Genomic DNA, 25,162 nt, shown 5'->3' with positions numbered 1-25,162 from the left:
GGCCGGGGCGCTGGTGGCGCCCCGGCCGCACCGGTTAGTCGAGGTAGTTGGGGAGGATCGCGGTGACCGCTGCGGCGGCGCGGGCCCTGAAGTAGGCCCCGGGCGAGTTTTCGAAGGAGTCGGCGATGGTGTGGGCGATGAAGGCGACGAGGCCCTGGTGGACGGTGTTGATCCAGGTGTCAGCGGGCGCGCTGGTGCCGATGCCGCTGGCGCGGAGGGCACTGATGGTGTGCTCGGCGCACTGGAGGGCGGCGTCACAGTGCAGGCCGAACTCGGCGACGGCGTTGTAGAAGGTCGGGTTGTCGAGGAAGGCCTTCGCCTCGTTGACCGCGTCGTAGGTGGTGGTCATGGGTGCCTTTCGTGGTTGTGGTGGTGGGCTGTCCCCCTCACCTCTTAGCCTTATTTTATAGGCATTCAGGGTGAGGGGGAAAGGTCACCGAAGGGAAATCTCAACGGCTGGACGTCATTTATGCAGGTCAGGCGGCCTCGGCAACCGAGAGGAGCCGCTGTGCCCGTTCGATGGCCGCAGCCATCGCAGCCGCGCCGGCCATCCGGTCGCGACGCTTCTCCATCTCGCGGCGGTGCTCGACCGCGCGGTTCCACATGTCGCCCTCAGCGAGGGTGTCGCCGCACGCCACCATCGCCATCGGGCCGAGGCCCCACACGATCATGTTGACCGCGCATCCCGCAGCCGCCGTCGGGTCGATCTCCTGCGCGAACCACGTGAAGTCCGCCGGATCGAGCCCCTTGTACCGAAGGTGCTGAGCGGAGGACCGGAACATGCCGCCCGTCCCGGCGCACGGGTCCAAGATCGACATGCCCGGCTTGGCATCCTCGAAGAGCCAGGCTGCCGACACATCACCGCGGCCCCCGTCGGGGCCCGCGAGACGGGACATCATGTCGGTGATCTCGGGGGGCGTGTGGTACTCGCCGAGCCCCTTAGTGGCCCCACGAGAGCGCAGGTTGGTGATGGTCCACGACATGAGGTCGATGTCGGCGTTGTCGTACGGGTCGCTGCTGCCGGTGTAGTCAAGGACGTTGTGGCGGATCGCGGCGCGGGCGACTTCGCGGATGGCATGGAGTTCATGCTTGGTGTGGTCGTCCCGGTCGGCCCAGCTGAAGATGGTGTGGGCGACCCCGATGAGATCGGGGCGGCGCATCCAGTGGTAGGCGGCGGCCTCGCGTACGCACTGGACGATCTGCTGTCCGTCGAGGCGGTTGAAGAACTGGGCGAGGTCTCGGGGGTAGTCCCTGATCGGCCACAGGGCGAGGGCTGCGACGACGCCGACGGGTATCTCCATGCGGCTGCCGCCGTGTGCGCGATGCCAGGCGTCGGCGATCGCTTCGCCGAAGGTGGGGCCGTCGCTGCGATGTACGGCGAACTGCGGCAGGCTCCGACGGCTCTCCGGTGTGGGTACGGCTTTCGTGGCGGGCGGTGTGGCGTCCGAGCGGGCCTGGAAGGTCGGCGGGACGGCGGGGGGTTCGGATTCGTTGCCGAGCTCGGCGAAGAGGTCGAGTTGCATGGTTGTCCTGTCTGAACGTGGGCCGCCCCCGGTGCGCGGCCGGATGGCCGTACGCCGGGGGCGGTGGGAGCTTCGGAGGGGGTCAGTGCGTGCCGAGGGCCTGGATAGCGGCGTCGAGGAGCGCGCCGGCTTGCTCCTGGTCACGGAAGGACGGGTCGCATTCGCGGAGGACCGCGATCATGGCGGCCTCGTCGTCGACGGCTACGACGCATCTGACGCTGAGGCAGGCGACCTCGAACTCCCGGAACAGCTCCTCCTGGTCCTCCAGCGAGTCAGGGACTTCGTGGCATCCGACGATGCCGATGCCGTCGCCGTCGTCGGTGTAGACCACCCACCAGGTCGTGGCCGCTTGGGGTTTGGTGAGCCAGTCGGCGATCGCCTCGACGCAGCTGGTCAGCTGGTCGACCGGCTGGGTCATCCAGTCCTGCTCGGCACCGGTTCCGTCTCCGGTCAAGAGCTTCCACCTGTCGGTAGGGCGGACGGGGGGACGGTCGAGGACCCATTCGTCGTCGTCCGAGTTGTGGAGCGACAGCAGGACGTAGGAGGCCCTTCCCGTGGCGGTGAGGGTTGTCGCAGCTTGGTCGCTGCTGATGACCAGCCAGGTGTTACCGGCGTCGCCATCGGTGTGTGCCGTGATGCCCCATTCGGCGAGGGCGGTGGTCGCGAGCTGCTCGGCGGTCTCCCCTACGCCTCCTTCCGGGGCGCTGCCGCCGTGCCGGGGGATCCACCGAAGGACAGCGTCCACGAGAGCGGCGGTGTCCGCTTCGTACGCGAGGTGCTGGTCGCGGGAGTCGTAGACATCGGCGAACACGCTTCCGCCGTCGCTCCACTGCGCGCTCCAGCTGTCGTGGTCTCGGACGGGGTGATGGATGCTGACGTCGGGGTGTTCGCGGTTGACGGTGGTGCCGGCGAAGGTGATGCGCGTGCCGTCGGCAAGCGGGACGACGGCGTAGTACCCGCCACTGTCGCCATCGGGCAGGCAGTGGACAGCTGCCGCGCGCAGCATGGCGAGGGGTGCCGTCACCACCTCGTCATCTGCGGCCGGGGCGGTCTGCACATGGATGTTTGGGGTCACTGTGTCTCCCTTCAGGTGTGGGGCCGTCCCCCTCACCACTACCCTTATTTTATAGGCATTCAGAGGGGGGAGAAAGATCGCCAAGGGAAAATCTCAACGGCTGGACGACCCATTACGGCCCGGCCGCGAACTCCTCAACTGGGACAATGTCGAGAAGATCGCGGCCTGACGGCCGTAAAGCGTCACGCCCAGAAGTCCACGCCCAGCAGGCTCAGCAGCCAGGCCACGACAGCGCGCACTCCTCCCGAGACGGCAGCCATAGCCGCTGCCGTAGCCCAGGAATCTCGGGCGGCCTCCCGGCGTCGCGGAGCACGAGCCCCGCGGTCTCCTCTTAGTGCACGGCGTCGACGACTCATCGCCTCCACCCCCTTCTTCCAGACGGTTGCTCCGGCCGGCTCCGCGTTCGTGAGGTACAGCGCGGGGCCGAGAACCATCGGATCAGCGCCCGGCCGGACCGACCCGGCAAAGGTGGGGGGTCTGTAATCCCCGCCCCAGGAAGGCGAAGGGAGTAGCGTCGGCCTGTGTCTGGCGATATGACGCCGAGTCCGGCGGATCAGCAGCTCATCGATCATGCTCAGCAGCACGGCTTCACAGTGACCGTGAAGCAGCTGGAGACCTGGCGGCGGCGGAAGTGGCCACTGCTTCCCGGCAACAAGGTCGTACGGCTCGGCCGAGGAAAAGGCACGGGGTCGCATCCAGAGCCGGAGGCGTTCGATCTGGTTGTGGCGCTGGCCCGGCTGGCGGGCCGAGGGCGGCGGCCAAGGGACCTCGCACTCCTGCTTTTCGCGGAGGACCTGCCTGTGTCGGAGGCCGTGGTCCGGGCGGCGTTCACCGCCGCAGTGGACGACATCGTCTTGAGCGACGGAGCCCCTCCCGACGAAGGGGCTGGCGACGGACGTTGCGGTGTCCCGGAGAGTGACGAGGAGCGGATCGCACAGGCCTCCGAGCGGGCCGCTGCTGCTGGCGCCATGACCTTGGTACCTGCCCGCGTGCGGCGCATCGATGAGCGCATCGCACGCTGGGCCCGTGAGAAGGGCATGCAATGGCCGCCACCGGAACTCGCCGCGTACGACAGCAACCCTGAACCGGCGGCCTTCACCCCGAAGGACGCCACCGTGGCGGTGGCGGACATCATGCTCACGGGTGGTCCGGCCATCACCCCGGACGGGTTGGGCGGTCTGTTCCGCGCCATGCAGCCCGAGGCAGGCGCCAATCCAATGGCTTCCTTGGCCGAGTACACCATGGCCGACGTGCCCGAGAGTGTGGGCGAGGCCGTCTTCGACGAGGAGGACGGCTTCACGCTCCTTCCTCGTGGCGACGTCCGGGATGCGCTCCGCAAGTTGGCGGCCACCGTCCCGCTTGAGGATCTCCGCGCCGCGTGGCAGGCAGATGTTTCTCTCCACGAGTGGGCGGTGGATCTGGCCGAGCGGGCCGAGGCTGAACTCGACACCGGCGAGCCCGGTGACGCCGTGACGGAATGGACACTGGCGCGCTGGTTGCCGTTCGGAGCGACGTACCTGCTCGCCGAGCTACGTCCCGCCCGGAACAGCCAGGCCGACCGCGCCCGCTCCTCCTTGTCACTGCTTCTGTCGCGCCAGATGCTGCGGGACCTCGACCAACGGGTTCCTGGCTGCCAGTGGGACCTGATGCCTAGCCTCGCTCCCCCACCGCTTCAGACACTGTTCTCCACGTGAGCCTTTTCAACGATGCCGCTTCCCTGTGGGGACGGTTGTGGGCATGCGCCACGAGGCCGAATCAGGTGCCATAGAGGGATGAGCGAAGATCGATCACGCCGCCGTCTGGACGGCCCGCGGCCGAGGGTTAGCGAAGGCCGCCGACACGGCGCCAGGATGTCTCCGTGGCTCATCGCCGGTTCCCTCCTGCCAGGCCTAGCCGCCGCCGTCGCGCTGATCTTCACCTGGAGAGACAGCACCGCCACCTTGGCCCAGGGCAACACCGAACTGCGGATCGCCGAGCAGGGACAGATCACGGAGCGTTTCACGGCGGCGATCGAACAGCTCGGCGAGAATGATGAGGAGCTAACCTTCGGCGGCATCTACGCGCTGGAGCGAATCATGGAGGACTCACCTCTTGACCAGTCGCGCATCGTGTCAGTGCTCTCTGCGTTCGTCCGGTCCCACTCTCGTGTCCCTGCCAGCGGCTTTGCTGTACAGAAGGCAGGATCCAAACCCCCGGGTCTCCCGCCCACGGTCCTGGCCGTGATCCGAGTGCTGGAGGACCGCCCACTCAGCCGGGACAGCCTCGGAGTCGTCGATTGGTCTGACAGCGACCTGCGAGGCATTCACCTCGCAGGTCAAAACACCGCACCAGGCGCACCTCCCCCTTCGTCTAGGTCTCCCTTCGGCGGAAGCAGACTGAAGAGCTCCGACCTGCGAGGCGTTGAGTTCACGCAGATGGACCTGAGCCGAGCCGACTTGACCAACGCGTATCTGGCCGACGCCAAACTCATCGCAGTGAACCTGACTGGCGCGGACCTGACGAAGGCGCGCGCCGAGAAGGCCCACATGGACGGTTCCGTATTCCGTGAGGCGAATCTCCGAGGCGCTCACCTCACGGGAACGACATTCGTTCATGCTGACCTAACCCGCGCGATCCTCGCCGAAGCAGATCTCCAAGAGACCCGCTTCTCGGACGAGGAAGGCAAAGGCGGCCAGCTCGCCGAGGCAAACCTTGAGGGCGCCGACCTGACGCGCTCCCATCTATTCAACGCCGACCTATCGGCTGCCGAACTCCGAAATGCGGACCTCACCTCTGCCGAACTTGGTGGGGCAATCCTTTGCGGAGCGGGGTTGAACAACGCGCAACTGTCGTATCCGCCGGACCTGGCGGAGGGTCAAGCCAAGCTCGGCGCCAACCTGACGGGCGCCGACCTGCGCCATGCCGACCTCAGCCACGCTAACCTCGCGGGCGCTCTTCTGACGGGCGCCGACCTCCGCGGTGCCAATCTGCTTAGCACCGACCTCACGGGCGCAACGCTGGCTGGTGCGAACCTGACCGGCCTCGACCTCAGTACCGTGATCGGCCTCCCACCTGGAACGGGCAAGGACAAACCGCTGTCACCCCCCACGCCCCGGCGCCCGTGCCCGGCACCCACAGACTCGAAACCGACCCCGGACTTGTAGGAGTGAACGCCGACGGCTTCGGGGTCGGCCAGCTCCTCTACCCGCCCGTGCTGGGTCCTCCGGGGGCCGGGGGGGAAGGCCCGACCCCCGGAAGGAAAGGGCGGGGCTAGCTGCTGGCGAACCCGAAGAAGAGGAAGCGCGGCTGGCCGTCCGAATCCGGGGTGACGGAGACGACGCCGGCCGGGCCCCACTTGTCGTCGATACGCTCGTCGCCACAATTCATGAGGTGGCTGGCGTACTCCTCAGCGATCGGCTGGTCGACCACGCTCTCGGAGATGACGGTGTAACTGTCCTTCTCGGCGATGCTGCCCGTGTAGCCCCCGTGGCCGTGCTCGAACTGGGCCTCCTCGAAGGCCGCGTCGAAGGCTTCCTTCGCGCTGGCGCCACTCTGGGTGACGCTGAATCCGGTAGATCCCACTCGGGTCTTCTTAGGAATGCGAGTAGGGGCACCAGCCCCTCCGCACACGAAACGCAACTCCGAAAGCCGGTCTGACGTTCACATCAGCGGTCACTATCGCAACCCTGCATCTCGGCAAGTGACCGGTGAAGGTACGTTTCCGCAATGGGGAATACGGACGCTTATGCAAGTGCCTCCCGTTGTAGCCTGGAAGGGGCTAATCTTGGACTGCGCTCAAGGGAAGATCATTCGGGGGAGCTATGGCCAATGATTCAGACGGTGCGCCGCAGGGACGACAGGGCGCCGTCAGGCGGGCCTGGTCAGAGCACCCGGAAGTGATACTGACGGCTATCCTCGGCGCAATCGTTGCCCTGGTGGTTGGATTTTTACCTCTTCTCACCAAAGAGGACTCCGGTGGAAAAAAAGGAGACTTTAGCGAAAATAATACAACCCCTGTCAGTACAGCCCCCGAGTCACCTCCTGATTCCTCGAGCAACCTCCCGACGGAACCAACGGTTGAACGGTCGAAGTCAAATACGCCTGAGCCGCCGGCCAAATCGTCGCCGCCCTCAGAAGCTAAGTCCCCCAAGCCCCGCTGGAAGGGGCCAATTAAAATTCCCGTGAACCTCAATTCCGTTTCTACTACGGGAGCTGAGCTTGATAGCGATGAACCGGGAAATCTCTCAGGAGTAGATGATGACTTGCGAGGAGACTACTCTACGACGCCAGCAGTATTGGTAATGACTGGTCGCGTCGCGGAAGTGGGTAAGCCTCTGGATGAGATTACCAAAGAGATATGCACGCAAAGAACACCCGCGCAACCCAGTGATCCGATAGGAGTCACGGCCTACCGCACGGGTACATACTGCTTCGCCACATCGGAAGGAGATACTGCCGCGTTTGCGGTGACATCACCACCAACCATCCAGGATATTCCCGACGAACTTACGATTCAGGTAGTTTTGTGGGAATAGTGCCGCCTTTAAGTAGTGTCCGGTGAGTCGAGCAGGACCAGGTCGTGCGTGCCGTGCCGCTTCGCCACGCGGATGGCTGCCGCGAAGCTGCCGATGCCGCCGCTGAATTGGATGACGTGGCGGGTCATGACGCTGCCCCCTGTGAGCAGGCGCAGACGGCGTGGGCGTCGTGGGCGACGAGTTGCTTCCAGCGGTGCCACGGGCAGGGGCTGACCAGGCCGGGCCCGGGCGGGTGCTGGGTGATCGCGAAGCGCGGGTCGTACGGGCCGCCCATGGCGCGGACGGGTTCGTACGTGCTGCACACGAGGCAGCGGCCGACCCGTCCTCCAGGCTGCTCCTGGTAGAGGACTGTGCGGGAGCCGGGGCAGTAGCGGGGACGGTGCAACTCGCGCGGGTTGAAGACGAGTTCGCGGCCTTCGGGCTGGGGAATCTGTCCCGCGCCAGCGGCGCGACCTTCGCAGGTTCCGCAGATGCGTTCGCCGGTGACGGGAATGGTCCGGGTCAGGTAGTCGCCCGAGACGTACGGACCGCACCACAGGTTGAGGACGACGCGGCCGACGGCCTCGCGGTAGCCGGAGCGAGGCCGGTGCCAGCGCGACATCGCGCGAGTGCGGACCAGTGGGGGCGCCTCCTCCAGGGGATGCGCGTCCGAGCGGTCGCGGCTGCCGGTGACCGGGGGCAGGAGCCGGACGGTCATCACTGGGCGTTCCGCGGCTGATAGGTGTTCGGCGTCGCGGTGACGATGACCTTGTTGCCCGTCGGTGTCTTCACGCCGTCGATCTCCACGTGGAGCTCGGCGATGTTCTCGTCCTCTTCGTCGCGGAACCAGAGGTACTTGGCGGTTCCCCCTTCGGGGACGAGACGGGAGCGGGCCTCGTCCTCGCAGTGCTCGCCGGCTGCTCTGAACCGGGTGTAGATGCCCAAATGTGCGCCGAGGTGTTCGGCTCGGTAGGTGACGAGTCCGCCGCAGGCGTCGAGTAGGGAAGCGAGCAGTTGCTGCCCGGTGAGCAGGTCGAGCCTGGGTGTGATGGTGGGCATGTTGGCCTCCTGGGGCCCGGCCCCTTGGCGGGGCCGGGCGGCGGGTTCAGGTGGTTGGTGGGTCAGGCGGCGAGGGCGAAGAGGTCCTGGCCGGTGATGGCTTCGACGAGGCAGCACATGAGGACCTCGGCAGCGGGCGGGGTGACGGCGTTGCCGTATTGGCGGACCTGTTCGCGCCGGGTGCCGAGCACCTTGTAGGTGTCGTTGAAGGCCATGCCGAGGCCGATCTCGTCGGGGTCGAGCATGCGGAGCAGGCACTCGTCGACGGTGATCGGCTTGGTCAGCGGCGGGGTGACCAGGGCGTGCCGCTCGACGGTGGTGACGGTGCTCAGCGGGTCACTCGCGGGCCGGGCGTTGCCGTTGCCGTAGTACGGGACGAGCAGGGGCGGGGTGACAAGCGCATGGTGGAGGCCGGAGGCGCAGAACGTGGCGAGGGGTTCGTCGACACCGCGCGCTTTCTTCTGTGATCCGCCGCCGCGCATTTCCGCGATGAACGGCAGGAACTGGCCGGGCCCGTAGGCGATGGCGGTCTCCTGGCGGGTGGTGAACGTCCGCATCGGCCCGCCGACCAGCGACCACGGTGACTTGCCGTCCCGGCCTTCCATGGGCACGGCGAAGGGCCAGCCTTCGTACCGGTCGATGCCGGCCTGCACGCGATCCCGGGTCTTCTCGACGATGGGCCGCTTGCGGGAGCCGATGGGGGTGCCAGGCTTCTTCCAGTTGATGGCGGCCGCGGCCGGGAGTACCGGTGGCTCGACCACCTGCTTGCAGCCGGGCGCCGGGCAGACGTATACGTACTGCGCCCGGTAGCGGCCCCACTCGATGCCGTTCTTGAAGGACTGGCGTGCGGCGATGACCCCGTGGTCGGGGCAGTCGGCCTCCGGGCTGAGCCACTTGTCCCAGTTCGGTTCGCGGATGCTCTTCAGCCAGTACATGACGTACATGCGGTCGCGGGACTGCGGGGCAAGCGGGCTGCCGAAGCGGGGCCTGGCGAACATGCTGTTGAGGTAGATGACCTTGATCTTGTAGCCAAGGTCCTCCATGCGGATCTTCCAGGAGCGCCAGCCGATCCAGTTGATGAGGTCGACGACGTTCTCGACGATCCCGCCAAGGGTGGGCTTGCCGCGCAGCAGCATCGCTTCGAGGTAGCGCGGAACGTCGTCCATCGTGGCGCGGCTGCGCTCGGCAGCTTCGGACGGGAGGATCTCGCCGAACAGGTCGGGCTGCCGGTCGGCGGCGATCCGGACGCCACGGGCGATGGAGTGGTTGGTGCACTCGGGGCTGGCCCACAGGATGTCGACCCGGGGGTACCGGCGGAAGTCGATCTGTGAGATGTCGGCGCAGTCGTGCAGGACGTTGGGGAAGTTGAGGCTGTGGGTGTCCACGGCTAGTTGCCAGTGGTTGGCGGCGAGGAGCATGGCGCAGCCGGGCACGCGGGCTATGCCGAGAGAGGCTCCTCCAGCACCGGCGTAGAAGTCGCCGACGGTGAGCACGTTGTTCTCCAAGAGGGAGCGTCGGGGCCGCAGTTGGGCCTCGCACATGGGGTGGTGGTCAGGTGGCGGCGCGCGAGGCCAGGTACTTGGCGCGGCGGGCGGGCGCCGTGAGTTCGTATGCCGGGGTGCAGGCCCGGCAGGGCTTCTCGCCCGCCCGCAGGTGCTGCCGGTATCCGTCATCGGTGCCGCAGCGGTAGCGGGACTCGGCCCGTTCGGCCAACTCCGTGTTGTCGGGCCCGGATTTACGGTGATCGAAGGCGGTCGCGAGGACCTGGCCGTCGCGCCACACCCGCCCCCCGCACACTCCGTCGAAGCCGCTCTGTCCGGGCGCGACCGCTTCCACACATTCCTGCCGGAAGGGGCAGCGGCGGCACACGTCGAGCTGGCTGCGGGAGTGGTCGACGCGTTGGCGGGCGTCGTCTTCCGCCGTGTCGGCGGTAGCGGTGGACGGGCGGTGCACGAAGCCGGCGATGCCCTTGCAAGGGGCGGCTTCGATCCAGCCGGTGCGGGTCACGGGTGTCTCCGGGCGCGAGTGATCGGGCGGACTAGAAGGGGGGTTCGTCGCTGAAGGTCCCGCGGGGGCGGCGGCGCGGGAGTGGGAGGAGAAACCGGTGGTGTTCCGGCCGCCAGCACCCGCAGATGACCCAGTTGGTTCCCCCGTAGTCGCCGTCCGGGTCCGCGTAGTCCTCGTTCCATCCGCCCTGTCCGTGGCATTCGGCGCAGCGAGGGCGGGGGGTGTCGGTGAGTTCGAGGCCGTGACGGGGCCAGCTGGTGAAACGAAGGCGGATTCGGTGGCCGCGCATGCAGGTCTCCAAGAGGTTGGTCCAGGGGCCCGCCCCTCGACGGGGCGGGCCGGCGCGGTCAGCGGTGGTCGGCGTGGCGGGCGTGGTAGTTGCCGCAGGTCATGCAGTGGAAGCGGCGGTTTCGGCGGTCCCAGCGGACCTGCTCCAGCACGAGGAAGGCGAGGCCTCCGGCAACGGCCAGCCCGAGCACGAGGAGGAAGTAGAGGATCGTCACGGCTGCTCCTTGCGGGCGGGGCAGTCGGATGCCGTGGTGAGGCGGACCAGGGCGACCTGGATGCCGAAGAGGTCGCCGATGGTGCGCGCGTAGTCGAGGTCCTCATTCAGCGCGGCCCGCTCGGCGTCGTTGGCCGGATGCGCGAAGAGGCAGTGGCAGGCGCTCTTGGCGGCCTCCGGCCGTGTCGGGGCTGCCTGGAGGCTGGCGAGGAGGGCCTCGATCCGGAGGTGGAAGTCCGGAAGGTGCAGGTGGTGCTCATTGCGAATGAGCCACTCGGTGATCGCGCCGAGCATCGGGGCGGTGGCGCTGCCGTTCTCCTCCTGGTCGCCGCCGTCGGTGGAGTCGTACACGAGGGAGTCGACGGTCGGGTTGTCATGGTGGGCGCGGATGACCGTCCAGCCCGCGAGTTCGGCGGGGTCAACCGGCAGGCATTCGCCAGCGGCGATCAGCAGGTGCGTGCCGTCGGGGAGGTCGGCGACGACGTTGTACTCGCCGCCGCACAGCTCGACGTCGGTGACGAGGCCGAGGGTGCGCAGCGGGGTGATGACGTGGCTGTAGTTGTGCCACAGCTTCTGCCACAGGGGGTCGTCGAGTCGGTTGTGGTCAGGCAGGGGCGCCAGCGCCAGGTTGTCCACGGTCTCCTCCAAGAGGCCCGGCGTTTACATTACAGAGTAAACGCCTATCTTTGAAGCCGGATCGGCCTTGCGAGTTCATCGACCCGAGGGGGTGGGTGTCTCACCCTCAACTCGATACACTTATTTTATAGGCATTACGGAGCGTGATCCAATCCCGGCAACTAGCGTTATCTTCTTGTGACTTGACGTCCAGCCGGGCGCTCCCTGTTCCGGATCGCCCCCTCACGGGCGGCTCTCTGAGCCTCCAGCCGCGCGTTCTGGTATCCCTCGGGGTCCGCCTCCCGCCGGGCCAGGACCTCCCGCCTGTCGGCCCGCATCTTTTCCAACCGCTCCTGCTCAGCCAGTCGCGCCGCGTCTGAGGCCTCCCGCCTGTCGTGCTCCCGGGCAGCTCGGGGAGACGTACCGCACGCCCGGCAGTTGGCTCCAGGCCGTTCCGTGTGTTTCCGGCAACGGGCAGCGGGAGCAGGCGGATTGCTCTCGGCGGCAGCGGGCTCCCCTGCGGCGTCAGCCGTGGGGGTAAGGGGGGTACAGGAAGGATCAGAGGAAGGAAAAGAAGGAAAGGAAGGGGTTCCACCGGTGGAACCGTCAGGGTTCCACGGTTGAAACTCAGTGGGTTCCACCGGTGGAACCCACTCTTCACGCCCATCCGGGTTCCACCCGTGAAACCCTGCGGCCGTCGAGGGCTCCTCTTCCGGGCCAGGATCCGGCTGGCCGCCCTGCTGGCCCCCGTCGTTGACGGTCTTGGCCCGGGCCGCCCTGGCTGCCTCACGATCCTCCACGTCCCTACGGGTCATCGCGGGCCTAGACGGCCGGGCTCTGGTCACCTCTCTGCGGGCCTTGTTCTGGTTCTTCGGCTTCGTCTCCCGCTGCGCCTTGCGCGCTTCCAGTTCGGCGCGTGTGGGCGTGTCAGGCACGCCGTGGGGGAAGATCCGGTAGGCGGCGGAACGGCCTTCCTTGCCCGTTACCAGCCGCTCCACCAGGCCCTTGGCGACTAGCTCGGTGACGATCGTGATGGCGCGTTTCTCCGTGACACCGATCCACGCTTCCAGGCGTAGCGCGCCGGGCCGAGCAATGCGAGTCTCGTCGTCGGCGCTGTCGGCGATCTTCATCAAGGCCAGCTTCTGCCCCTGGTTCACCTCTTCGGGCGGCAGGTAGGCGGCGGCGACCAGCAGGGCTATGGACATTCGGGCTTTCCCTTGAGCGATGCGGGGCGTGGCGTCGGGGGCTCATCCGTGTCGGAGGGATGGCACTCCGTCGGGGAAGACCCGGTAACTGACCTCGTCTTCGTGGCGGTCGACCGCAAGCAGTCCGCTCTCCGCCAGCTCCCAGACGATCTCGTCCGCCTGGTTCTCCGAGACGCCGGCCCATGACGCGATCCGCTGGAGGGTGGGGGTGGAGATACGTGTCTGGTCGTCGGCGCTGTCGGCGATCTTCATCAGGGCGAGCTTCTGCAAAGGGGTCACCTGCCTCGGCGACAGGTCGGCGGCGGCGAACAACAGGTGGACGGACATAGCACTCCTTGGGGAAAGCGCGATCGGGGAGAGAACGGCCGTGCACGCCACGCCGGAGCCCAGGGGCGCGGCGTGCACGGCGGTCAGTGGGAAAGTCGAGGTCAGGTCGTGCCGGTGCGAGCGGGGCTGACCTTGATAGAGCGAGCCGTGGTCCGGCGGACAGTGCGCATCGGCACGGCGATCCCGGCCTCTTGCAGCAAGGCCACGGCGCGGTCCAGATCCGGTTCCGTCGGCAGGTCGACGCCCAGCTCACGGAAGCGGTTGATGACGGCGGCCCGGTCGACTTCCTCGTCCGTGACGTCTCGGCCGCCCTGCCACTTCAGCTCGTTGTCGCCGTACACACCTGCGGCGGAGGCGTCGAGCTTGGCCCGGGCGAGCCGCTTGAACTTCTTGCCCTGGGTCTCCAGTTCGTGGCCGTGAACGTACTCGGCCAGCGCCTGGGCACGGTCGGCGTCGTCGTGGATGAGGATGGTCTGCACCGGGGCTCCGGGACGGACGCCGTGCCCCCAGCACCTGGTGCGGAAGACGCAGTAGTCGCAGATCGCGTCGAGGCCCGGCCCGTCGAAGTCCCGCTCGGCCTGCTCCGGGTGCTCGTAGCTGCGCACGAGTTCAACCCACCAGCGGGCGCGCTGCGCCTCCGCTTCGTCGTAGGCGAACTCCTGGATGTGCTCCTCGCCGTTGTCCCGGCACACGAATCGGAATCGGATGCGCTGCACATCGATCGGGCCGAGCCTCGACAGAGGCCGCTGGCCCCATCGGTCTTCGAATCCCGCGGACCGCAGCAGGCCCGCGTACAGGTACACCTGCCGGATCTCGGCCTCGGTGGCTCCGTAGCGGACGACGCGGTCCCACACGAACAGGCTCTTCGTCTTCACGTCCTCAACGGTCACGACGTCGGCCGGCTGCTTCGGTCGCAGCCGCTTGGGCAGTCGGCGCGCGGTGGCTGCGTCCAGGTGGACGGCGTCGATGTGTCCACGGATCAAGTCGTCTCCGACCGCAGTCTCGATCAGCCAGCCGTACTCGCGCTTCGCCGCCGTGAGGAGGCCCTCGTGCAGGTAGGTACCGAGGATCGCGGCCCGCTTATCGGAGTCGTCAGTCGGCTCGCTCTCGTCGAGGATGTACGCCGCGCGTCTTTCGCACACGGTGTCGGACGCGCCCAACTGTCGCTGGCGGGAGCGGGATCGTCTTGCGTCCGCTTCGTGTGCGGCAGGCCAGAGCGATGGGGCCTCGGTGGTGAGTGTGGTCATCAGGTCTCCAAGAGGGACCGGGCCCCGCCCCATAGCAGGGCCCGGTGGGAGCGGAGTGTCAGGCGTCGTGAACCGGTTCGAGCCGGTGGGCACCGCAGTGGTCGCAGAAGTTCGAGGTGCCGTTCATCGGCCCCACGAAGCCGTGCGGCTCAGTCCTGTTCAGCGCGTCGATCTGCATCTGTGCCACAAGGAGATCTGCGGCCAGGGACAGTCCTTCCTCCCGCAGGACCTCGATGGCGCGGGCCATCCCCGCAGTCGTCGGGTCCTGAGGCGGAAGACCGCTGTCGTTCGGACCGACGGGGGCAAGGCCCAGTGCCTGGCAGTGCTGCTCGTCGAACGCATGGCCTACCGGCCGTCCGTCCTGTGTGACGCAGCGACCGGTGGAACTACTGGGCGTAGTCGCGTAGTTGGGAGGCGCGACGGCCAGAGCCCGGTGGTTTGACGCTGGCGGCACGGACTTTGCGGGCGACAGGAGCCGCATGCCCTCCCACAAGGCGATCACGGGGGGCAGCGCCCGATGGTAGGCACCCGTGACCCAATGGTTGGGCGTGTAGCCGCTGGTACACGAGACCGGCCAGGAGGCGCAGTCGCAGAAGTCCTTGTGCATCGCGTCGGCTACCGCTCGGTTCGCGACCCGGGCGAGCGCCGCCAGCTCCACGTCCGACAGCTCGATGCGAGGAAGGGCGGGCCAGCCCTCCGCGGAGCCAGCCTCCTTCTTCCAGTCCGTGACCGCCTCGACCCGCACTGACGCCACGAGTTGCGTCGCCATGCGCTCGGTCCAACCGGCTTGCACCATGGCCTCGATCAGGAGATCTCGCGCGCTCACGCCACCGCCTCCGAACGGCCCGGTCCGGCTGCGGTGTTGTGCGCGTGCTGCGCCTCGCCGATGAACCGCCAGGTGGCGATCGTGTTTTCCACGGCCGCGAGCGTGGCCAGATCGTCCGAGCCCGCTGCTTCCACGGACAGCTCTTCGAGGAATGCCTCCAGATCATCCGCGTCGAGATACCTCGCCCAGACAAGCGCGGGCGGGTAGTGCTCCAGGCCCTCGACGGCCATCCGACGGAGTAGCTTGACGGCGTTCGCCCGGCCGGGATCGAGTTCGGTGTCGGGAGGAAGCACCTCGATCGCGTCGGCGGCCCCCAACAGGGCGTTCACCCAGTCGGGATCCTGCTGTGCCGAGGGCGTGAGAGCCCTGATAAGGGTGTAGCTGCGGATGCCGTCCACCTCGTGCATGGTCAAGAATCCGCGCCGGTGCAGGGCCTGAAGGTCCCTGCGCGCGGTCCGGCGGCCCGGTGCTGCGGAACCGCGCACGGCCTTGACCCTCGCCGTCGTCCACCGACCGCCGTACATCCGTATCGTGTCGAGGAGTTGCGAGAGGCGTCTCGGCAACGAGGCAGCTCCGAGGCCCTGATTGCTGGTGCAGCCTGGCGCCGGAATCCGCCGCTCCGCCGCCTGGATGGCTACTTGCTGCGTCATGCCGCCTCACCGCCCTTCTCACGCTCAGCAGCTGCGCGCAGCCTGGCGGCCGGGTCGTCGGAGACCGCTTCGGTGAAGTCCCGCTCCGGGGTGGTGATCTCGGTGTGCCTCGCGCTGATGGCACTCTGAACGATGGTGGCCTCACCGCGGGTCAGCCCGGACTCATCGGGCTTGGTGGCCCGCCACAAGGCGCTCAGCTCATCGACGGTCGCGCAGGCAGCGACGCGTTGCAGCCAGGGCTGTACTCGGTCCCCGGCGAGAGCGGGCATCACGCGCGGCGCGGAGGCGGTGGAGCAACCGAGGCTCTCGAAGACGAGCGTTTCGATGGTGAAGTCCGGAACCTTGAGCGGCCGGCGCTTCTCGACGCGCAGTTTGAGGGAGCGGGCCTTGATGATCTGCGGGTCTTCGTCCCGCAGGAAGCGGACCCACACGGTGACGTCGAACCCGAGGTCCTTGTGGCCGCTGACCTTCCACTCCTTGCGGCCGGTGACCGGGTTGCCGAAGTCGTCGACGGCCGAGACCTGCTTGCCGCGAGCAAGGACGATGGCGATGCCGGGCAGAGTCTGAAGCAGGTGCATGATCCGCTGCCAGCGTTCGACAGCGTCGTTCCAGAGGTTCATGGGGATGTCGACGGCACTGTCCGGATCTTCGGCGAGGGCCTTGGCGTTCTTCTTGGTCCGGCGTGCTCGCTCCTGAGTCCAGTTCGTCAGCAGGCGCCACAGGGCGGACACGCTGTCGATGGTGAGGACGACGGGCGGTTCACCGGCTGCGGCAGCCTCGCGGGCAGCATCATGCACGGCTTCGATCTGCTCAAGGATGTCCCGGTAGGTACCGTCGTGCTCGATGATCACGTAGTCGGCGCCGGGGATGGCCGCGTATTCGTCGGCGCTGCCTTCGGCGAGGTCGATCCAGTACATCTGGCCGATGCGCTTGGAGGCGGAGAACTCGGCGGCCGAGTAGGTCTTGCCGCTCGCCTCCTCGCCCTCAATGAGGATCAGCGGCCACGGCACAACGCCAGTGGGCTTGCGGGTCTTGAGTTTGGGCCTGGCCGGGCGGGCCGGGGCAGGGGTAGTCACGTCTCTCTCCAAGAGGCAGTGGCTGGTGGGAAGTTCAGGAAGAGCGCAGAGCGCGCAGTTCGAAGAGGCGGGCCCATTCGGGGTGCTGCTCGATGAGGAGCCGCACGTACCGGCTGCGGAAGTTGTTGTTGAGCCGGAATGGATCGCCTTCTGTTGCCTGTCCGTACCGCCAGCGCAGGACCTCGAAGAGCATGCCGATGCCGAGCTGTTTGAAGCCCTTGTCGGCGCAGTCCGCGGTCATGCGTTCCAGGGCTCGAAACACCCACGGGTTGAGGTCGTGGAATGCCTCGAAGCGTTCCTGGATGGACTGGTCGGCGGTTTGGGCCGGGGCCACGAGTCGCCGGATGGCGTCGTCTTCCAATCCAGGCAGCGGGGTCAGGCAGCGGTTCACGAACCCCCCTCTAGGTTCACTTTGTTTTGTAAACACCTATCTTGCGTGATGAGTGTGCGCTGTCAACCTTCAAGGGGTGGCGGATCAGGCGGACCACAGGCGACACCTAGAGCGTTCGAGGCGGTCCGCGACCTGATGCTCGACACCGCCGCACACACAGGGCTGGAGCCTGAGCTTCGGCGTAACGACATCGAGGACGGCGACGATCGGGCCGTCATCGCGTTCGATGATGCGCACGTGTATCCCTTCTGGAATCACCTCAACTGACACACTTATTCTATAGGCATTCAGGAGGGGTGTCCACACAACAACCTTGCCCCTGCCAGGAGTTCATGGCAGGGGCAAGGGCAGGGAGCTACGCCTTCGAGGCCTCGCGGGCAGCCGGCCCGCGCGGAAGGATCACCGAGCCGGGACCGTCATACCGCCGCTCACGCAGAGCCGCCACGACCTCCCGGTCTGCGGCCCAGTCCCGCCCGCGGCTGATCGCCTTGAACGCCGGCCCCAACTGCTCAAGCGCCGTGTCCAAGAGCCAGAACTTCGACCCCGACAAGTCGTAGTCCACTGGCAGTTCTTTCAGGCTGCGCACCCGCTCCGCCAGCGTCTGCTGACTTACATCCCACAGCGCCGCCCCCTCCTGGAAACCGACGAGCGGCGGAACGTCGGCAATCGAGCTGACCAGGGCACCCCCAGGTTGCGACGCCTTGATCTCGTCGACGACGTGCTCGTTCGGCTCCTTGGGGCGCGGGCGCTTGGGGCCGAATTCAACAGCGAAGCTCAGGAGCCAGTACGGTGCGCCGGACACGATCACGGCGTACTCGTAGTCGAGGGCGCCCCTGGTGATCCACTGCGACGCCTGCGCCGGCTTCACGCCGTAGAGCGCGCCGAACTCCTGGAGCCCCACCAGAAGCGGCTTCTCCACCTTCTCCGTCATCAGGACCACCTCCTCACCATTCGCCATTGCGCCTATAGAATACGGGCACCGTGTGATCGCGTGCCCGTGGGGGAGCCACCAGCGGGTGTTACGGTGAAGATCTCCAAGAGGCGAAGCCCCCACATAGTGGGGGCTTCTCCCTTTCCCGGCTGAGCCGAGCGTCAGGCCGCGAGGTCGTACGACGGCGGCTTCGCATATCCCAGAAGCCAGCCGAACCGCGGGGACAGGTGCTCCTCGGCGAAGCGGAACACGCCGTAGTAGGCGAAGGTGGCGATCGGGGTGAGCACTCCGGTGACGGCAGTCGCGTCCAGGTGGAGGCCGTGGCTCAGGGCGACTGCGACGAGCCAGCCGGCCACGGCCGGGACTCCGGTGCGCAGGAGTGAGGTGTAGAAGTTCACGATGTCGTGCTCCTTGGTCCTTGGTCTGAAGTGCGGGTCAGGAGAAGAGGCGCCGCCAGGTCTCGGGGCCGGGGTAGCCGTCGGCGTCGGACCCCGTCCAACCCTGGGCGCGCTGGAAGGCCACGACGTTGAGGCGGTCCGCCTCCCCCCAGTCGCGGGACGGCCCGACGCGGTAGTGCTTGCCGAAGCCCCAGCGCACGAGTTGCTGGCCCAGCAGAAGGATCGACGCGTTCGACTTGCCGGGTCCGAAGGCGTTCCGCCCCGGGAACTTCGGCGGACTGGGCTTCGCCGGTTCAGCCGGGGAGTCGTCCTTGAGCAGCACGGCAACACGAGCGCGGAAGTCGTCCATGTCGAACGTGGGATCGATCTTGCCCGGCTGCCACTCCCTGTGCCCGATGACGGATCCCGCCGTCCAGCCGTGCTTCCGACACAGCGCCGCTGCGGCGCGGGCCGCAGCTTCGACCTGCGCCTCGGGCCACGGGTCCTTCCCGTTGCCCGCGTTGATCAGTTCGAAGCCGTAGAAGTGCGGGTTACCGTCGGCGTTGCCCTGGTCGTCGACGGGGAGCTTCGTCTCGGCCTTGACTGCGTCCAGCACATCGCTGTCGCCTCGGCCGGCGTGGTTGGCTCGGCCCCAGCCGACGAGGTGTACCGCGCCCGTCTTATCGATCACGCCGTGGCACACAGGTCCGGGGAGATCATCCCGGCCGTTGTAGCAGAGGGCGACCATCCCGGCGGTGGAGGAGTATGGGCCAGTGTGGTGGATCATCACGCCGTTCACCGGCCCCCAGGCCCCGACGTGGTTCCGGTTGTGCGTGGCCCACGATCGGACCTCACGCACGTCCAAGCCCTCCGCCTTGAACGCGGACAGGGCAGTAGACGCGGACAGGGGTGTCGCCATCGGCGCGCTCCTGCTTCTCCCCCGCGCCTGATCAGGCTACAGGCCGAGCTTGCCTGTTACGGCGGCGACGATCACTCCGACGACGATGGGAGCGACCAAAGCCGTGAGCGCCAACCGCCGGACATTTCGAGCCTCTTGGTGCTCTCTATCCCGTTCGCGCTTGATGGCCGCGATGTCTTCCTCAAGGCCTTTCATTCTCAGCTCGTCGGCCCGGCGGTCTGCGTCGTACTGGATCTTCGTGACCATTTCGGCGAGCCGAGCGCCGAGAGCAGCGAAGTCGGCACGAAGGTCGTCGCGCATTTGCTGCATGGCCCTCAGCAGCTCCCACGGCGTGGGGTCCTGACCCTGCGGCTCGGTCACGGCGGTCCTCCGGCATCCCCGCGCCGTTGAAGATCAGTGTAGGAGACGCACCATTAGAGTCTCCTAACTGGCGTGACCGTCCAGCGTTTTCGGTGGCAACACATCGCTCTGACCACTACTCGGGCTTCGAAGGAGTTGTCTAGTCGACTGCCATTCCCTCTGGAAGCTTGGTGTCTGCGTCGGCATAGGCGCTTTCGAGGTTGGAGGGGTGGAGGTTCCGGACTCTCCTGAGGTCTGTTCCGTACAGACTTGCCCGGGGCATGGCGCCAGGAAGCTGGGCATCGGTGAGGTCAGCGCCGCTGAATACAACACCGGGCATGTTGGAGTTGTGCATGTCGGCGCCTGCAAGGTTGGCGCCTGCAAAGTTCATGCTCTCTCCATAGATGTCGACGATCACTGCCCGGGCAAGGTTGGCGCCTGCCAGGTTGGCATGACTCCACTCTGTCCCGGTGAAGTGCGCGTATGAGAGTGGGGCGCCTTGCAGGTTAAGCGTGTAATGCCCTTTGCCGGTGTATGGGATTCGATGGCCCAGAACAGTGAGGGCTGCTTGCCTGTCGCCGGGGAGGTTGTTGTCATTTCTGCGCTTCGCCGGGAGAGGTTCACGGAGGAAGGCAGCGAGCACTTCGACAACGGTGATGTAGTCCTTCTGCGAATCGCCCATGATTCGTTGTAGCGCGTAGATGCCGCCGAGTCTCTCGGTGATCTTGTCAGATGCCAGGAGTTTGACGGCTTCGACGTAGCGGCCAGTGACTTGCCCTTCGCGGGTGAGCTCGGCCTGCTCGCGGTCCTTGTCTCGCGTGTGGTCGAAGAGCCTCTCAGTCTGCCGGTGACTTCGGTGGGTGTAGTAGAGGCCAAGTCCGGCAATGATGCCGGCGGCGAGGGCGACGAGTCCGGTGCGGAAGCCGGTGATGATGGCCCCGTCGGCGGCTTCGAGATTGGTCTTGCGGAGATGGCTGTGATCAAACCACCAAGGGCCTTGCCAGAAGAGCAAGATGAACATGGTGACGCCGGAGACGCTGCCTAGTGCTGCGCGGATGGCTTGCCGTTGCGCATGCCTTTTGCGCTCGGCGTCAGTGGTCAGCGACAGATTAGAGCGGTCGCGGTGTGCGGACCACAGGGCGATGGCGAGGACGACGGCCGCAAGGATTAGTCCAGTTACGGGCAGGTACCGCGTCTCGATCCAGCCGACAAGGCGTGCGGGGTTCATGCTCGGCATGATGTCCCCGTCCCGGCCGCAGCGCGCGGTAATTGGCCAGGCTCAGAGCACATGAGTTGCCCCAGACCACGCACCCGGAACTTGCCCCGCCCCTCCTCCGGCGGGGCTCTCTGGGGCCGTTCGCCTGCACTACGCCGCGGTCAGCTGTGTGTGCAGCTGACCACAACGGCCGCAAACGCACTCATAGTTGGGGCCGTACAACGTGACCTCATACGCGATACCTGCGACTGGGCACTCTTCCGTACGGCACACCGCAATGAACTCTGCAGAAGGCGGAAACTCCTCCTCGACCACGTCTCCCATCAGCTTCCAATCACCATCCAGTCCACGTTTGTGCTTGTCGTGTTCGTCCTCGTCAGCCAGACCGTCAGACCCGCCGCCGACACGTTGGTCACTCCCACGCCCGTAACTGAGGTGCCGGGAACGGATGTTGATGGCGTCGCGACGGCCCGGAAGGTGCTCCCCTTGACGTTCAATCCCGTGATCGTGACCGACGTCGGCGTGTTCGCTGCACTCGGAGTGATGGCCACGCGGCCGGTAACGATGTTCCCGGCCTTGAGTACTCCGGAGACGCTGAAGCCGCTCGAGGTGAGCTTGGCGAGGGACGCCGCGGAGGCGGTCGGAGCGTCGCGGACATACAGTTCGATGGATGATCCTGCATCCGATGTGTCGGCCCCGTAGCCGTTGATGTACGCGACTCCCTTGCCGCTTGTCTCATTGGCGTAGAGGTTGAACACGGCTCCCGAATAGCCAGGTATGTCACCCTGGAGGAACAGACCTGTCTCCTGGGTCGTACCGCTCACTTGGGGGGCGGTAAGGGAGACGCTGGGGATCTCGTAGTTCACGGACCCTTGCGAGCCGTAGGCGATCGCCGTGTTGAGTTCTGCCGGGGCTGCCTCGTCTGCACTGCCCGAGTAGAACTCGATCGATCCGGTCTCCGCGGTGGCGTTGCCCGGGCTGATCACAACCCTCTGCCCGCTCGCCGCGGTTTGCAGGGTGCTGCCGATGATCACTGCGCCGTTGATCGTCTTGCCGTTGATGGCATCCGCGTCGAGCTTCTCTGCGGTGATCGCCCCAGACTTGATATGGGTGGCCTCGACCGCACCTGCGGCGATCTTGGTTGCGGTAATCGCATTGACCGCGATCTTGTCGGCGGTCACCGACAGGGCATTCAACTTGTCGGTTGTGACGGCGAGTGCTGCGATCTTCTCGGCCGTGATGGCCAAGACTGCGATCTTCTCGGCGGTCACAGATCCGGCCAGCAGCTTGGGCGCGGTGATGGCTCCGTCGGCGATCTGCACCCCAGTCAGCAACGGCCGGACAACCGCGTTGTCCCACAGAACCGATCCGGCTGTCCCCGTGTACGACTCCACCCAGATCGTGGCCGCCGTCGTGTTCGCCGGCGCAGTGACCGTCGCGGCGAGCCGCTGCCAAGTGCCCCGGTTTGGGGCATCGATCTGGGCTACGCCCCAACCGAGGGTCGCGCCGGTGCCGTCCAACCAGCGGGCGTAATACTTGAGCGCCCCACCGGTCCAGTCCGAGGACGCGTTGGCGTCGATGGCGAGGTACAGCTGGTCACCGCTCAGGATCGGCAGCGACGTGAGCGTCAGCGCACGGGTGGTGGCCGTCGTTGCTGTGGCGTCGACACGGAGCGCCTTCGCCGAGCCGTTGCCGCCGGAGACGACAGACCATTCGTTCTTGGCTATCGCCGCGGTGTAGGCGCCCTCGAAACTCGGGTCGCTGAGCACATTGGTTCCACCGGCGACGATGAGCTTGTCGGTGGAGATCGAAGCGGCTGCGATCTCGGAGGCCGTGACCGAGTTCGCGGCGATCTCTCGGCCCGTAACGGAGTCGGCGGCGATCTTCCCAGCGATGACCGAGTCCGCCGCGAGCGCGGCCGCGGTGACCGATCCGCTCACCAGATTGGTGGCGTCGACGATCCCCGTCTTCAGCGCCTCGATCGCGACCGCATCGACCTGCATGACGGAGGTGGAGCCGGAGACGCTCTCCGAGCTGTAGTTCAGCCACAGGTACGGGGTGATGTAGCGGACAGAGTCGTGTACGGCCCCGGGCGCACGCGGGTCGTTGTTGGTGCCAGCCGAGCCGGTTGCCGCCCGGTCCTTCAGGTAGCCGACAACCGTGACCCAGCCGTCCGTTGTCGGCAGCGAGCGCCCAGAAGCAGCCACGTAGTAGTGGCTGTTAGAGGAGTTGGCCCCGGTTCGGTTGACGAGAGTGGACTTGTCCGCGCCAACGCCGAGAACCCCGACGTAGAACAAGTCCGGTGCTGTGGGCAGCTGCGCCGTGGCTCGGACGCGAGCACTGATGCGGTACAGGACGCCAGGCTCGTAGGGGACGAGGGTCGTTCCACGGAGTCGTATGAAGCCGTGGGCCTCGCCGACGGTCTGGCCGGTGGGTGCGTCTGTGACACCGGAGAGATGGCTCCAGGTGGCGCCCGTGCCCTGCGCGGTGCTCTGCCAGACGGCGACTTCGCCCATCGCGTCGATCAGGCGCTGGCTGGTGGAGTCCGCCAGGGCACCGCCGAGGGCGCTCAAGGTCACCGCACCGTTGGCGAGCTTGCCCAGCGTGACGGAGTTGGCGGCGAGTTTCGCTGCGAGCACTGCGCCGTCGGCGAGAGCCGTCGAGTTGACGGCCCCGAGCGCGAGGGCTGCGTCGGTCACCGCGCCGCGTGCCAGTTTGGTCTCGTCGATGATCGCGTTGACGAGGTCGTCCGGGACCGCTTTGCGGGCCTGCCCGGATACGGCGGTCGACGGTTCTCCGGCTGTGCCGGAGGTGTTGACCGCGATCAGCCGCACCCACACCGTGTCGTAGGTGTCTAGGGCGACGGTGACGCTGCCGCCGACCGTGGTCTGGAACGCGGCCACGGGGCGGGCCGTGTCTGGCTCGGCGTCGGCGGTTGCGGCGATATGGACCTGGACTTCGGCCAGGTCCAGGGGCGCCGTCTCCGCGTCTGTCCAGGTGCCCGGCCAGGTGATCGTCAGCCCGGACAGCGTCGGCTCAACCGTCGGCGGCGTGGGGGTGGGGGGCGGCGGCCCGTTGTGGGCGATGAAGCCGACGGTGCCGTCGTCCTGGAGGCCCATGCTGCCGCGCAGAGTGCCGTCCTGGTCGTAGACCTCGATCGCGCCGTCCTCGATGGACGAGTACGCCATGCGGGCGGTTCGGGTGGTGCGGGCCAGCTGCCGTTCCAGGACTGCGACTCGGGCGGCCAGTCGGGTGATGTCGCTGCTCACGCGGTGCCTCCCCCGTAGGTGAAGCGGTCTGCGCGCTGGAGCTGGATGACTGCCTGCTCGGGTGTGTCGCCGGAGGCGGGCCGGATCTGCCAGCCGACGATGCGGGACCAGGCGTCGAAGTCGGTCCACTGGTCGTGGACCCGGGCCCGTACGTCGTCGCCGATCTGCCAGGAACCGAAGGGGGCCGCTGGGTGGTCGTGGACGGTGATCTCGGTGACTTCGCCGATGACCTGGCGGGAGATGCGTTCCGTACGGGCGCGTGCGGTCAGCCGGTCGTTGGCCTTCTCCTCTGGTACTTCGAGCAGGTGCTCCAGGCGCAGCCGACCGTCTCGTACGGCGTCGACGGCACGGCGCCGGTTGCGGCCCTCGCCGGCGCCGAGCGCGATGACGACCTGGGCCAGGTTGTCGGCGTCGTACTCGACAGGGACTGCATTGACGACGTTCACGCCGGACTCGAAGTGGATGTCCGTGCGGCGGCGGCCGAGGCGGGGCCAACCGATGCGGACGCGGCCCTGCGGCGTGCCGTTCTGCCAAGCAGCTTCTTCGGTCCACTCGGGGCCGCCTTCGACGGCGACCATGTCCGAGACGACGTCACCGAGCGAGGGGGTGTCCCACCAGTCGATTCGGTAGGGGTCCTCCGGCGTCCCGACGGTGACCTTCGAGGTGATGTCGTCGACCTGGATACCGAGCTGGCCGTCCGGGGTCTCCTGGCAGTACGCCCACACGTCGCGGATGACCTTGCAGGGATCCGCGTAGGTGTAAGGGCCGCGTGCGTTGAGCTGGCCGTGAAGGTCGTAGCGTCGGTAGGGGTAGGAACCCCATCCGGATGCCTCGATGTTGAGCTGCTGGCCCTGGGGATCGGCTCGCCAGATCAGGCCGCCCCACAGCAGCCGCCCGTCACGCTCGGCGTAGATCTTGGTGTTGCCGGGGTCGAGTTGGGAGCGGACGAGGTGGGCCAGGCGGGGTTCGACCGCGCCGGTGAGGCTGCCGGTCGCGGACAGTGCGGGCCCGAACTCAACGCCGGTCAGGGGCAGGTCCCAGGCGAGGACCTTGTTGGTGAGTGCGTCGGTGGTGAGGTAGCGGTACGACGGCGACGCCATCAGGCGCGTTCCTGC

The 25,162-nt window shown here is 67.0% G+C and carries 28 protein-coding genes; 3 read left to right on the top strand and 25 right to left on the bottom strand.

Translation table 11 applies throughout. The annotated features are described in order from the left end of the window. Positions 1 to 34: 34 nt before the first annotated feature. From ACWDR4_RS34155 to ACWDR4_RS34145, 3 genes are all read right to left on the bottom strand, one after another. Positions 35 to 349 carry a hypothetical protein gene (locus ACWDR4_RS34155; protein WP_450414153.1) on the bottom strand — a complete coding sequence of 105 codons (315 nt, stop codon included), beginning with the start codon at positions 347 to 349 and terminating at the stop codon, positions 35 to 37. A gap of 127 nt (positions 350 to 476) precedes the next feature. Next, positions 477 to 1,523, bottom strand: coding sequence for an N-6 DNA methylase (locus ACWDR4_RS34150; RefSeq protein ID WP_450414152.1), 1,047 nt, complete (start codon positions 1,521 to 1,523; stop codon positions 477 to 479). An 82-nt stretch (positions 1,524 to 1,605) separates the two neighbouring features. Beyond that, a complete protein-coding gene (locus ACWDR4_RS34145) occupies positions 1,606 to 2,598 on the bottom strand; it encodes a hypothetical protein (protein ID WP_450414151.1) in 993 nt (330 codons plus the stop codon). A 521-nt stretch (positions 2,599 to 3,119) separates the two neighbouring features. Between ACWDR4_RS34145 and ACWDR4_RS34140 the strand changes: the two genes are divergently transcribed. Further along, positions 3,120 to 4,292: a hypothetical protein gene (locus tag ACWDR4_RS34140; protein WP_450414149.1), complete on the top strand. Its 1,173-nt coding sequence runs from the start codon at positions 3,120 to 3,122 to the stop codon at positions 4,290 to 4,292. A gap of 156 nt (positions 4,293 to 4,448) precedes the next feature. Then, positions 4,449 to 5,741 (top strand): pentapeptide repeat-containing protein, encoded by a 1,293-nt coding sequence (locus ACWDR4_RS34135; RefSeq protein ID WP_450414148.1) that lies wholly within the window; start codon positions 4,449 to 4,451, stop codon positions 5,739 to 5,741. Between the two features lie 106 nt (positions 5,742 to 5,847). On the opposite strand, the gene ACWDR4_RS34130 is transcribed toward ACWDR4_RS34135, so the two are convergent. Continuing rightward, positions 5,848 to 6,159 carry a hypothetical protein gene (locus ACWDR4_RS34130; protein ID WP_450414146.1) on the bottom strand — a complete coding sequence of 104 codons (312 nt, stop codon included), beginning with the start codon at positions 6,157 to 6,159 and terminating at the stop codon, positions 5,848 to 5,850. A gap of 239 nt (positions 6,160 to 6,398) precedes the next feature. Here ACWDR4_RS34130 and ACWDR4_RS34125 point away from each other — a divergent pair, with 239 nt between their 5' ends. After that, on the top strand, positions 6,399 to 7,112 hold the full coding sequence (locus tag ACWDR4_RS34125) for a hypothetical protein (protein ID WP_450414144.1): 714 nt from the start codon (positions 6,399 to 6,401) through the stop codon (positions 7,110 to 7,112). A gap of 124 nt (positions 7,113 to 7,236) precedes the next feature. Here the strand turns inward: ACWDR4_RS34125 and ACWDR4_RS34120 are convergent, their stop codons facing one another. The 21 genes from ACWDR4_RS34120 to ACWDR4_RS34020 all read right to left on the bottom strand — a co-directional run bounded on the left by ACWDR4_RS34120 (position 7,237) and on the right by ACWDR4_RS34020 (position 25,147). Then, positions 7,237 to 7,809: a hypothetical protein gene (locus ACWDR4_RS34120; RefSeq protein ID WP_450414143.1), complete on the bottom strand. Its 573-nt coding sequence runs from the start codon at positions 7,807 to 7,809 to the stop codon at positions 7,237 to 7,239. Beyond that, on the bottom strand, positions 7,809 to 8,150 hold the full coding sequence (locus ACWDR4_RS34115; RefSeq protein ID WP_450414142.1) for a hypothetical protein: 342 nt from the start codon (positions 8,148 to 8,150) through the stop codon (positions 7,809 to 7,811). Before ACWDR4_RS34115 ends, ACWDR4_RS34120 begins: the two co-directional genes overlap by 1 nt. A 62-nt stretch (positions 8,151 to 8,212) precedes the next feature. Further along, the gene (locus ACWDR4_RS34110; RefSeq protein WP_450414140.1) at positions 8,213 to 9,691 is read right to left on the bottom strand and encodes a DNA cytosine methyltransferase; all 1,479 of its coding nucleotides are present in this window, start codon (positions 9,689 to 9,691) and stop codon (positions 8,213 to 8,215) included. A gap of 10 nt (positions 9,692 to 9,701) precedes the next feature. Beyond that, positions 9,702 to 10,157 carry a hypothetical protein gene (locus tag ACWDR4_RS34105; RefSeq protein ID WP_450414139.1) on the bottom strand — a complete coding sequence of 152 codons (456 nt, stop codon included), beginning with the start codon at positions 10,155 to 10,157 and terminating at the stop codon, positions 9,702 to 9,704. Between the two features lie 347 nt (positions 10,158 to 10,504). After that, positions 10,505 to 10,660, bottom strand: a complete 156-nt coding sequence (locus ACWDR4_RS34100) for a hypothetical protein (RefSeq protein WP_200724296.1) — start codon at positions 10,658 to 10,660, stop codon at positions 10,505 to 10,507. After that, on the bottom strand, positions 10,657 to 11,307 hold the full coding sequence (locus ACWDR4_RS34095) for a hypothetical protein (RefSeq protein ID WP_450414137.1): 651 nt from the start codon (positions 11,305 to 11,307) through the stop codon (positions 10,657 to 10,659). Before ACWDR4_RS34095 ends, ACWDR4_RS34100 begins: the two co-directional genes overlap by 4 nt. Positions 11,308 to 11,462: 155 nt before the next feature. Next, complete coding sequence (locus tag ACWDR4_RS34090) at positions 11,463 to 12,479, bottom strand: hypothetical protein (protein WP_450414135.1); 1,017 nt, start codon at positions 12,477 to 12,479, stop codon at positions 11,463 to 11,465. A 42-nt stretch (positions 12,480 to 12,521) separates the two neighbouring features. Beyond that, positions 12,522 to 12,806, bottom strand: a complete 285-nt coding sequence (locus tag ACWDR4_RS34085; protein WP_450414134.1) for a helix-turn-helix domain-containing protein — start codon at positions 12,804 to 12,806, stop codon at positions 12,522 to 12,524. 101 nt (positions 12,807 to 12,907) lie between these two features. Then, positions 12,908 to 13,948, bottom strand: a complete 1,041-nt coding sequence (locus ACWDR4_RS34080) for a PD-(D/E)XK nuclease family protein (protein WP_450414133.1) — start codon at positions 13,946 to 13,948, stop codon at positions 12,908 to 12,910. A gap of 163 nt (positions 13,949 to 14,111) precedes the next feature. Further along, complete coding sequence (locus ACWDR4_RS34075) at positions 14,112 to 14,879, bottom strand: hypothetical protein (protein WP_450414132.1); 768 nt, start codon at positions 14,877 to 14,879, stop codon at positions 14,112 to 14,114. Beyond that, positions 14,876 to 15,529, bottom strand: a complete 654-nt coding sequence (locus ACWDR4_RS34070; protein WP_450414131.1) for a hypothetical protein — start codon at positions 15,527 to 15,529, stop codon at positions 14,876 to 14,878. Before ACWDR4_RS34070 ends, ACWDR4_RS34075 begins: the two co-directional genes overlap by 4 nt. Further along, a complete protein-coding gene (locus tag ACWDR4_RS34065) occupies positions 15,526 to 16,605 on the bottom strand; it encodes an AAA family ATPase (RefSeq protein WP_450414130.1) in 1,080 nt (359 codons plus the stop codon). Before ACWDR4_RS34065 ends, ACWDR4_RS34070 begins: the two co-directional genes overlap by 4 nt. Positions 16,606 to 16,639: 34 nt before the next feature. Further along, a complete protein-coding gene (locus tag ACWDR4_RS34060; RefSeq protein ID WP_450414128.1) occupies positions 16,640 to 16,939 on the bottom strand; it encodes a hypothetical protein in 300 nt (99 codons plus the stop codon). A 141-nt stretch (positions 16,940 to 17,080) separates the two neighbouring features. After that, complete coding sequence (locus ACWDR4_RS34055; RefSeq protein ID WP_450414127.1) at positions 17,081 to 17,233, bottom strand: hypothetical protein; 153 nt, start codon at positions 17,231 to 17,233, stop codon at positions 17,081 to 17,083. A gap of 118 nt (positions 17,234 to 17,351) precedes the next feature. Then, positions 17,352 to 17,927 carry a hypothetical protein gene (locus ACWDR4_RS34050; protein WP_450414125.1) on the bottom strand — a complete coding sequence of 192 codons (576 nt, stop codon included), beginning with the start codon at positions 17,925 to 17,927 and terminating at the stop codon, positions 17,352 to 17,354. 161 nt (positions 17,928 to 18,088) lie between these two features. After that, the gene (locus ACWDR4_RS34045; protein ID WP_257542455.1) at positions 18,089 to 18,325 is read right to left on the bottom strand and encodes a hypothetical protein; all 237 of its coding nucleotides are present in this window, start codon (positions 18,323 to 18,325) and stop codon (positions 18,089 to 18,091) included. A 37-nt stretch (positions 18,326 to 18,362) separates the two neighbouring features. Continuing rightward, positions 18,363 to 19,223: a peptidoglycan-binding protein gene (locus ACWDR4_RS34040; RefSeq protein ID WP_450414124.1), complete on the bottom strand. Its 861-nt coding sequence runs from the start codon at positions 19,221 to 19,223 to the stop codon at positions 18,363 to 18,365. Between the two features lie 36 nt (positions 19,224 to 19,259). Beyond that, positions 19,260 to 19,583 carry a hypothetical protein gene (locus ACWDR4_RS34035; protein WP_450414122.1) on the bottom strand — a complete coding sequence of 108 codons (324 nt, stop codon included), beginning with the start codon at positions 19,581 to 19,583 and terminating at the stop codon, positions 19,260 to 19,262. Positions 19,584 to 19,722: 139 nt separating this feature from the next. Beyond that, complete coding sequence (locus ACWDR4_RS34030) at positions 19,723 to 20,790, bottom strand: pentapeptide repeat-containing protein (RefSeq protein ID WP_450414121.1); 1,068 nt, start codon at positions 20,788 to 20,790, stop codon at positions 19,723 to 19,725. Positions 20,791 to 21,101: 311 nt separating this feature from the next. Further along, positions 21,102 to 24,047 (bottom strand): hypothetical protein, encoded by a 2,946-nt coding sequence (locus ACWDR4_RS34025; RefSeq protein WP_450414120.1) that lies wholly within the window; start codon positions 24,045 to 24,047, stop codon positions 21,102 to 21,104. Beyond that, positions 24,044 to 25,147: a hypothetical protein gene (locus ACWDR4_RS34020; RefSeq protein WP_450414118.1), complete on the bottom strand. Its 1,104-nt coding sequence runs from the start codon at positions 25,145 to 25,147 to the stop codon at positions 24,044 to 24,046. Before ACWDR4_RS34020 ends, ACWDR4_RS34025 begins: the two co-directional genes overlap by 4 nt. Between the last annotated feature and the right edge of the window lie 15 nt (positions 25,148 to 25,162).

It is taken from the genome of Streptomyces sp. NPDC000878 (genome assembly GCF_053599695.1).
This window is presented reverse-complemented; position numbering and strand designations above follow the sequence as displayed.

Coding starts and splice junctions, on each gene's coding strand:
- ACWDR4_RS34070 (WP_450414131.1), bottom strand. CDS start 15,529: ATGACGCAGCAAGTAGCCATCCAGGCGGCGGAGCGGCGGATTCCGGCG.
- ACWDR4_RS34150 (WP_450414152.1), bottom strand. CDS start 1,523: ATGCAACTCGACCTCTTCGCCGAGCTCGGCAACGAATCCGAACCCCCC.
- ACWDR4_RS34135 (WP_450414148.1), top strand. CDS start 4,449: ATGTCTCCGTGGCTCATCGCCGGTTCCCTCCTGCCAGGCCTAGCCGCC.
- ACWDR4_RS34120 (WP_450414143.1), bottom strand. CDS start 7,809: ATGACCGTCCGGCTCCTGCCCCCGGTCACCGGCAGCCGCGACCGCTCG.
- ACWDR4_RS34020 (WP_450414118.1), bottom strand. CDS start 25,147: ATGGCGTCGCCGTCGTACCGCTACCTCACCACCGACGCACTCACCAAC.
- ACWDR4_RS34110 (WP_450414140.1), bottom strand. CDS start 9,691: ATGTGCGAGGCCCAACTGCGGCCCCGACGCTCCCTCTTGGAGAACAAC.
- ACWDR4_RS34125 (WP_450414144.1), top strand. CDS start 6,399: ATGGCCAATGATTCAGACGGTGCGCCGCAGGGACGACAGGGCGCCGTC.
- ACWDR4_RS34155 (WP_450414153.1), bottom strand. CDS start 349: ATGACCACCACCTACGACGCGGTCAACGAGGCGAAGGCCTTCCTCGAC.
- ACWDR4_RS34050 (WP_450414125.1), bottom strand. CDS start 17,927: ATGACGGAGAAGGTGGAGAAGCCGCTTCTGGTGGGGCTCCAGGAGTTC.
- ACWDR4_RS34085 (WP_450414134.1), bottom strand. CDS start 12,806: ATGTCCGTCCACCTGTTGTTCGCCGCCGCCGACCTGTCGCCGAGGCAG.
- ACWDR4_RS34030 (WP_450414121.1), bottom strand. CDS start 20,790: ATGAACCCCGCACGCCTTGTCGGCTGGATCGAGACGCGGTACCTGCCC.
- ACWDR4_RS34090 (WP_450414135.1), bottom strand. CDS start 12,479: ATGTCCATAGCCCTGCTGGTCGCCGCCGCCTACCTGCCGCCCGAAGAG.
- ACWDR4_RS34115 (WP_450414142.1), bottom strand. CDS start 8,150: ATGCCCACCATCACACCCAGGCTCGACCTGCTCACCGGGCAGCAACTG.
- ACWDR4_RS34040 (WP_450414124.1), bottom strand. CDS start 19,223: ATGGCGACACCCCTGTCCGCGTCTACTGCCCTGTCCGCGTTCAAGGCG.